Annotated in this window: 3 protein-coding genes and 1 pseudogene; all 4 read left to right on the top strand. The window is 38.7% G+C overall.

Annotation, left to right across the window (positions count from 1 at the left end):
• On the top strand, nucleotides 1-2,937 hold a 2,937-nt coding region (locus ACFIJZ_RS08755), incomplete at its 5' end, for a YadA-like family protein (protein WP_375631725.1).
• A gap of 401 nt (nucleotides 2,938-3,338) precedes the next feature.
• Nucleotides 3,339-3,596, top strand: a pseudogene (locus tag ACFIJZ_RS08750) (hypothetical protein); the annotation flags it as partial.
• A 156-nt stretch (nucleotides 3,597-3,752) separates the two neighbouring features.
• Entirely contained in the window at nucleotides 3,753-4,058 is a 306-nt protein-coding gene (locus tag ACFIJZ_RS08745; protein WP_375631727.1) for a hypothetical protein, read from the top strand.
• Between the two features lie 385 nt (nucleotides 4,059-4,443).
• The coding region (locus ACFIJZ_RS08740) for a Vomp family autotransporter (protein WP_375631723.1) at nucleotides 4,444-9,666 on the top strand (5,223 nt) is incomplete at its 3' end.

The raw sequence follows: 9,666 nt of genomic DNA, 5'->3' as shown, positions 1-9,666 counted from the left end.
GAAGTAGAAGGCAGTGAAATCAATATCGCTAATAGTAGCAAAGCAGATCGAACTCTTTCTGGTGTGAAGGCAGCAACACAAAATAATGAAGCGGTTAATAAAGGTCAGCTTGATGAAAGTTTAGAGAAGCTTTCTAATAGTCTTCAATCAGATGACTCGGCTGTTGTTCACTATGATAAAAAAGATGGTGATAATAACACTATAAATTATGCGAGTGTGACTTTAGGAAAAGGTGCAAATTCTGCTGCTGTAGCACTTCACAATGTTGCCGATGGTCAGATTGCCAAGGGTTCATATGATGCAGTCACGGGTGGACAGCTTCATATCATCACAGATGATTTCTCAAAGATTTTAGGTGGCGATGTATCCTTTGATGGCAAAAACTTTAAAGGACCAGGGTATAAATTATCGAATATTGATGAAAAAGGTGTTGTAACAGATAAACCGCATACCGATGTTGGTTCTGCCTTTAAAGGACTTGATGATAATATCAAGAATGTGAATGCTCGCATTAAGGAAGTCTCAGAAGGAGTTGCACAAGATTCTTTATCTTGGAGCGATGCTGACAAAGCTTTTGTTGCCCAGCATGGGGAAGGTGATGACAGAAAGGCAAGTAAAATCACATCGCTTGCTGTAGGAGATATTACGAAAGAATCGATGGATGCCGTAAATGGTTCTCAACTTTATTCACTGGGCGATAAGGTTGCAAAATATTTTTCTGATGACGCTGAATATAAGGATGGGGAATTGAAAGTTCCTGATTTTAAGCTCAAAATTATCAATGATGATGGCACTGAAGCTGAATCAAGCTATAAGAATGTATCAGATGCATTTTCAGGTGTGGGTAAACTTTTCACAAAGGTTCAAACTGCGATCAGCGATGTAATCAGTAATTTGCTTGTTACGAAAAATGAAGATGTTATCAACATTGGTAAAGGAGTAGAAGGTAGTGAAATCAATATCGCAAACAAGAGTGGTAAGGATCGAACCCTTTCTGGTGTGAAGGCAGCAGAAAAAGCCAATGAAGCTGTGAACAAAGAACAATTTGATAAAGGTTTGAAGGATCTTTCTGATACCCTTCTGTCTGATAGTTCTTCTGTTGTTCTTTACGATAAAACAACAGATAATCAAACTGATTATACAAATGTAACTTTTGGGAAAGGGAAGGATGCTACACCTGTTGCGCTCCATAATGTAGCCGCCGGATCGATTGCGGAAAACTCAACGGATGTTATCAATGGAGGACAGGTTCACATTCTTTCAATGGATATAGCAAAATTGTTGGGTGGAGATGCTGAATTTAAGGGTGGTGCTTTTAAAGGGCCAACTTATAATTTATCCAGTATTGATAAAGGTGGCGAAGTAACAGATAAACCGCATACCGATGTTGGTTCTGCCTTTAAAGGACTTGATGACAATATCAAGAATGTGAACGCTCGCATTAAGGAGGTCTCAGAGGGAGTTGCACAAGATTCTTTATCTTGGAGCGATGGTGACAAAGCTTTTATCGCTCTGCATGGGAAAGGTGATGACAGAAAAGCAAGCAAGATCACATCACTTGCGGCTGGCTCTATAGTATCAGGCTCGAGTGATGCGGTTAATGGCGGACAGATTTATGATCTGAATCAGTCGCTAGCAAAGTATTTTGGTGGTGATGCTAAGTATGATGGTGATGGCTGGGCGCTTCCAGGTTTCAAGATAATGACTTTCCAAGAAGATGGAAGCTTTGAAGAGGAGAATTATGATAGCATTGCAGCCGCGTTTGCCGGTGTAAATAAGGTTTTCAAGAATCTTCATAATGAGATTTCAGACAACATTGAGCAAAATGCGTTGTTGTGGAGTGATGATGCAGGTGCGTTTGTAGCACAGCATGAGAAAGAAGGTAACAAGGAAAACAGCAAGATCACGTTCCTTGCGAAAGGAAAGATATCAGAAGATTCGACGGATGCGATTAATGGTGGTCAGATTTATACACTTCAACAGACATTTGCCTCATATTTTGGTGGAGGAGCTGGTTATGATAAGGAAGGAAACTGGCAAGGACCAAAATTCGCTGTTCAGGTCTTTAATAAGGATGGTACGAAAGGTGATAAAGAGGAGCGTAATAATGTCTCTGAAGCATTTGATGTTGTTAATGACAGCATGAGCACTATCAACGATCGTATAAAAGAAGTTGAAAAGGGTACCTCTTTGAATAGTCTGAATTGGAATGAAGAAAAAGGAAGTTATGATGCATCTCATGTGGATTCTCAGGGTGTTAAGAGTCCAAGTAAGATTATCAATGTAGCGAATGGTAAGGTAGACAGAGATTCAAAAGAAGCAGTGAATGGAGGACAGCTTTGGGAAACTCAGCAGATGATTACAGATCAGGTCAAGGATATTGAAAATAGAGTTACGGAGGGATCTGTACAATACGATAAAGATAAAGAAACGGGAAAAAAGACCAATAAAGTTAGCTTAGTTGGTGGAGATGAAAGTTCTCCAGTATTAATAGCCAATGTAGCCGATGGAAAGATAGAAAAGGATTCGAAAGAAGCGGTTAATGGCGGTCAATTAAAAGATAAGATGGATTTTGTGCTTGAAAGTGCCAATAAGTATACGGATGAGCAAATTTCTCATCTTGTAAAAGATGGAGTTAGTGGGGCTAATTCGTATACGGATATGAAGTTTTCGACATTAAGTTATGCTGTTGAGGATGTTCGAAAAGAGGCAAGACAAGCAGCAGCTGTTGGTTTAGCGGTAGCTGGTTTACGCTATAGTGATATTCCTGGAAAATTAACAATCGCATTTGGTAGTGGTTTATGGCGTAGTCAATCTGCTTTTGCTTTTGGTGCAGGTTATACTTCAGAGAACGGTGATATTGGTTCCAACTTGTCAATTACCACTTCTGGAGGTCACTGGGGTATAAGTACAGGGGTTAATGTGATACTCAACTAATAAACGACTAAATCCATAAAATTGATTTGCCTTTTTCTTATTTAAGAAAAGGGCAAATTTTTTACTTTCTTCCAGAACTCTCTAAAGCTATTCTAAATGTATAAAACTCCCGTAATTATATAAAATCCGAATATAAAAAGCTTATTACAACTTTTGTTGAGAATAAAAGAGCTTAGTGGTAAAGATTCAAAAAATTGATTGCTATTATTTTGATTTATTAAAATGCTTCAAGCAATGTAAATACGAATATACCCTTTATTAAAAGAAGACAGTTTTAGCTTTTATTTTCGTATAGTTTTAAACGTATGCTTTATAATGCAACGATCTACAGGATATGCAATGTACTCCAAACACAAGTATTGCTTTAGGGTAGTGGAGCGCAAACGGAAAAAGAATGGAGCGTTGCTGTAGGCAATATGACTCATGCTTTAGAGAAAAGCAGTGTCGCAGTAGGTGGTGAATATAATAAGAAGAGCGAACACGGGGAAAATGATTATACTCTTTCGAAGAGTGATTATGCAACAGTAGTAGGAGCTGTTTCTAAAGCTTTAGAATATGGTTCGATTGCTCTTGGTCACTCCGTGCATATGCATTTGCTCAAGAAGCTATTTCTATGGGCTTCTATTCAAAAGCAAAAGGGGGTGGAAGTATCGCTTTAGGTTCCTATTCTAAAGAAAGTGATGGTTGATGGGAGAGCTATCGGGAACAACTCTGTGTCTGGTAGAGCTGCTGGCGTTTTTGGAGATACGTCTGTTCTGCAAGGACCGGTTAAAAACATCTAATCTCAATGGAAAAGTACGAAAGTTGCAGTAAGTATTGGTGTTCCTAGTAAGAACATAACGCGACAAATTATAGGCGTAGCAGCTGGCGTAGCAGCTGATAGAAAATCTGCCGATGCAGTGAACCTTAGACAGTTGCAAGATTTAGAAGAAGTCGTAAGAAAAAAGGTTGGAAACTGTCTATTTCTGATGAGGCAGCTAAAGATATGGGTGCTAGATAGTGCAATGAATTTTTCACAACTGAAGGAAATAAAAGAACAAGTAGCAGTGAGTATTTTTGTAAAACAGGATACAGCAACGAGACACATTACCATTAGTAAGGATATAGATGGGGCATTTTAGTAAAAAGCTTTCATAAATCCTCTAATGAAATAAAAAAATCTTATTCACGAAAAATAAACTGATGCCTAGCGGATGATCAATAGGCACAACAAAAATTATACCTCTTTCAAAGAGATCAAAGCTAAAAACAACACACAACCTATGATAGAAAAATGAAATATATTCTAATATTAAGTATTTTTTTACCTTCCTCAAATTGATTTTCACGAACCTTCCCCTAATTACCCTTCTAAAGACGCTGTAGAAACAACAGCTTATGTCTTAATTTTATTTATGACCTAAAACACGCTGTAAAAGCAGGAACACGCAAAGGAAATAAGAAAGCTTTAGAGTTCTAGAGCATACCTTTTTTGTGTTTTTAATCTATTATTATGAAGGGGGTATTATGAAAAAATTATATACTACACAAAATCTACGTGATTTGAGTTTTTCTCGTTCACATCATCGATCATCATTGTTTAAAGTAGCTTCGTTAGGAACTGCGGTGGCATTGTTTTTATCGAATGCTTCTCCTGTTTTTTCAGCAAATCTCGATTTAACAAAAGCATCTCTTGAAAATGTGAAGAATGCTGCCGTGGTTTATCCGCAAAGTACTCTTTCTGCTTATAATGATTATACAAGTGGTATGGGGGGGGATAATTCTACCATAAATGTTTTAACAGTCGACGGAAGGTCTGTATGGAAAGATGCGCAAAATATCTTTACAGTGGGTGGCGCTGTTATTTTAGATCCAGAGGAATATACGGAAAAGGGGAAAAGTGTAGCTATAGACTCTACAGCGCACGCTTTAGGACTAGGTAATATCGCGATAGATGCCGGATATAATAACCAAGATGATAATAGAGATGCATTCGTAAATGCTTATTCTTTACGAGTGAGGGCTGATGGTGATGAAACTGTTGCTATAGGGTCTGGGCCTGAAACGCGGGCGTATGGAAAGGTTATTCTTGGGGACGGTTCTGGGACTGTCTCAGGTTTTGGCATGGCCGGTTATGATCCTTTCACTAAAGGTTTATCAGGTGATGATAGTCATGTATGGGTAGGTAATGCAGGTATAGCGACTATTGGTAATGATAAAGAGAAGATGGCGCGCCAGCTTGAGGGGGTGGCAGCTGGTACTTATAATACTGATGCTGTGAATGTTGCGCAGTTAAAATCATTACAAAAATACGTAGATCAAGGTTGGAACCTATCCGTTGGGGGTGAAAATGCTAAAGCCGTTGGTATAAAAGATACTGTAGATTTGTCAGCGGCAAGTGGCAACCTTACGATTATAAAAGGTGAGGAAGACAATAATGTAAAATTTGATCTAGCTAAGAATATTACAGTGGAACGAGTTACCGCTGGAAGAAGCTCTATAAGTGATGATGGCATTCTGTTTGCTAATGGGGCTGGTATAACTGTGGATGGTATTAATGCTGGCAATAAGCAGATTACAGGAGTGGCAGCTGGGGAAGAACCTGAGGATGCAGTGAATTTTGCGCAGTTAGGGAAGATTGAGAATACAGTTGAAGGTGTAACTCATAATATATCACAATATTTTGGTGGTGGAGCGGATGTATTTAACGGTAAGGCGCCCAGTTACACTATTCAGGGCAAACCACATAATGGTTTTGAATCTACTTTTAATGCTGTTGATACTTCTATCACGAATATACAAAATCAGATTGCGAATGTGGCAAAAAACAGCCTCGTTAAGCAGGAGGAAAATGAAAGTGCTATCACCATTGGTGAGTCAACAGGTGGCACTGAAATCAATGTTGCAAACAAATCTGGTGAAAATAGGATAATTTCCGGTGTGAAGGCAGCTGTAAATGCTAATGACGCTGTTAATAAAGAACAACTGGATGGGCGTATAGCAGATATTAGTAACAGTATTAATAACATTGAAGAGGGAAGTGCTTTTGCAGTTCTCTACGATAAAAAAGCAGATGGAGCCGTTAATTATAATAGTGTGTCTTTAGGTGGTGATAAGACTACAGCACCGGTTGCTCTCCGTAATGTTAAAGATGGGAAAATTATTGAAAATTCGCATGATGCAATCAATGGTAGTCAGCTTTGGAAGACGAATGATCGTGTTGCAGGTGCTGAAAAGGATATTGTCCATATTAACGATAAGGTTACTAACATATCAGCTACGGTTACTGATCTTGGTGAAGAGGTGTTCAATATTCAGAAAGTGGGTGCTTTTGCAGTTCTCTACGATAAAAAAGCAGATGGAGCCGTTAATTATAATAGTGTGTCTTTAGGTGGTGATAAGACTACGGCACCGGTTGCTCTCCATAATGTTAAAGATGGCATGATTGCGCAAGGATCGCATGATGCAATTAATGGTAGCCAGATTGAAAAAATATCCCGAGATGTAGCAGTCATTTTTGGTGGTGATGCGGAATTTAGCGAAGGTATTTTGTTTGGTCCGCACTATCATTTATCGCAAATTTCTGAAGATGGTGTAGCAATAACTAAGGACCATAATAATGTTGGTGATGCTTTGACAGGGCTTGATGACAATATCAACAATGTGAATAGCCGCTTAACACATGTAGCCAATGAGTTTACTCAGAAAATTGATGGTGTCTCTAAAGATTCTCTGTTGTGGAGTAATAATGAGCAGGCATTTGTAGCACAGCATGGAGCAGACAAAGAAAATAGCAAAATTAAATTTCTTGCCAATGGAGACATTTCTGCTAATTCAACCGATGCGGTAAATGGTTCACAACTTTTTGTTACTAATCAGAATGTTACCACTGTTACGAATAATCTAGAAAAAATTTCTCAAAATACATCTCAATATTTTGGTGGTGGTGCAGATGTATCTAACGGTAAGGCTCCCACTTACACTATTCAGGGTAAGCCACACAATGGTTTTGAATCTACTTTTAATGCTGTTGATGCTTCTATCACGAATATTCAAAATCAGATTACGAATGCGACAAAAAACAGCCTCGTTAAACAAGAAGAAAATGAAGGTACTATCACCATAGGTAAGGCAACAGGTGGTATAGAAATCAATGTTGCAAATAATGCAGGCAACGATAGGACGATTTCTGGTGTGAAGGCAGCTGTAAATGCTAATGAAGCTGTTAACAAAGCCCAGCTTGATAAAAGTATAGAGATGATTTCTAATGATATTAATCTCACAAGTGCTGCTGCAGTTCTCTACGATAAAGAAAACGGTGCCATTAATTATGGTAGCGTAACTTTAGGTGGGGTAGATAACCAAGACCCTGTTGCTCTTCATAATGTTAAAGATGGCATAATTGCGCAAGGATCGCATGATGCAATCAATGGGAACCAAATTAATAAAATATCTGGAGATATAGCAAATTATTTTGGTGGTGGTGCGTCATTCAAGAATGGTACCTTTAAAGGACCAAAATATAGTTTATCTGTTATTGATACAGATGGTCAGATGGCAAAAGCCAACTATTATGACGTTGGGTCAGCTTTGACAGGTCTTGATGCAAATGTGAAGAGTGTGAATACGCATCTGACGAATGTGGTAAACGATGTTAATGAAAAAATCACGAATATTACTCAAGAAGTTAAAGGGGACGCCTTGTTGTGGAACGGTGATGAGCAGGCATTTGTAGCACAGCATGGAGAGGGAAGAACCAATAGCAAAATTAAGTTTCTTGCCAATGGAGACATTTCTGCTAATTCAACCGATGCGGTAAATGGTTCACAACTTTTTGTTACTAATCAGAATGTTACCACTGTTACGAATAATCTAGAAAAAATTTCTCAAAATACATCTCAATATTTTGGTGGTGGTGCAGATGTATCTAACGGTAAGGCTCCCACTTACACTATTCAGGGTAAGCCACACAATGGTTTTGAATCTACTTTTAATGCTGTTGATGCTTCTATCACGAATATTCAAAATCAGATTACGAATGCGACAAAAAATAGCCTCGTTAAGCAGGAAGAGAATGAAGGTGCTATCACCATTGGTGAGTCAACAGGTGGTATAGAAATCAATGTTGCAAACGAATCTGGTGATGCTCGTACAATTTCCGGTGTAAAAGCTGCAGAGTGGAGTGATGAAGCTGTTAACAAAGCCCAGCTTGATAAAAGTATAGAGATGATTTCTAATGATATTAATCTCACAAGAGCTGCTGCAGTTCTCTACGATAAAGAAAATGGTGCCATTAATTATGGTAGCGTAACTTTAGGTGGGGTAGATAACCAAGACCCTGTTGCTCTCCATAATGTTAAAGATGGCATAATTGCGCAAGGATCGCATGATGCAATCAATGGGAACCAAATTAATAAAATATCTGGAGATATAGCAAATTATTTTGGTGGTGATGCTTCATTCGAAAATGGTGCCTTTAAAGGACCAAAATATAGTTTATCTGTTATTGTTGAAGATGGTCAGGTGGCAAAAGCCAATTATCATGACGTTGGCTCAGCTTTGACAGGTCTTGATGCAAATGTGAAGAGTGTGAATACGCATCTGACGAATGTGGTAAACGATGTCAATGAAAAAATCACGAATATTACTCAAGAAGTTAAAGGGGACGCCTTGTTGTGGAACAGTGATGAGCAGGCATTTGTAGCACAGCATGGAGAGGGAAGAACCAATAGCAAAATTAAGTTTCTTGCCAATGGAGATATTTCTGCTAATTCAACCGATGCTATAAATGGTTCGCAACTTTATCTTATGAGCAACCAATTGGCTGCGTATTTTGGTGGTGGCGCTGGCTATAATAATGGAGAATGGACTGCTCCTACTTTCAAGATAGCACAATTCAAGGCTGACGGTAGCTCTGGTGAAAAGAAGAATTATCATAACGTTGCCAGTGCTTTTGACGGCGTGAGTGAGAGTATGTCTAAGATAAACGACCGCATTCAAAATGTTGAAAACAATGTCTCGTCTAATGGTTTAAATTGGAATGAGCAGAAAAAAGCTTATGACGCTAGCCATGATGGTCAACCAAGTAAGATTATCAATGTAGCAGATGGTAAAATTGTAGAAGGGTCAAAAGATGCAGTCAATGGCGGACAGCTTTGGGAGACCAACGAACGTATCACTGGCGTTGAAAAAGATATTAAGCATATTGAAAACAGAGTCGACAATATTTCCACTACGGTTACGAATATTGGTGAAACGGTTTTCAATATTGAAGACAGAGTTGATAATATTGAGAACACGGTTAATAATCTTTCTGATGGCGCAGTTAACTATGATAAAGATGGAGAAGGAAACAAAACCAATAGGATCACTTTAGAGGGTGGAGATTCCAGTGAACCTGTTTTAATTGATAATGTTGCGGATGGCCGTATTGAGAAGGACTCGAAAGAAGCTGTGAATGGTGGTCAACTGCATGATTACACTCAGCAACAGATGAAAATTGTTCTCGATGATGCAAAAAAATATACGGATAGTCGGGTGGATAATATTGTTATTAATGCCATTGATGATGCTGTTGATCGGTCTGACCGATATACAGATATGAAGTTTAATATTTTAAGTTATGATATTAAGAGCGTACGGAAAGAGGCAAGGCAAGCAGCCGCCGTTGGTCTAGCAGTATCCAACCTACGTTACTTCGACGAGCCAGGATCTTTGAGTGTCTCATTTGGTAGCGGCACATGGCGTGGA

This window comes from Bartonella sp. CL70QHWL, assembly GCF_042194855.1.
Taxonomy (GTDB): domain Bacteria; phylum Pseudomonadota; class Alphaproteobacteria; order Rhizobiales; family Rhizobiaceae; genus Bartonella.
This window is presented reverse-complemented; position numbering and strand designations above follow the sequence as displayed.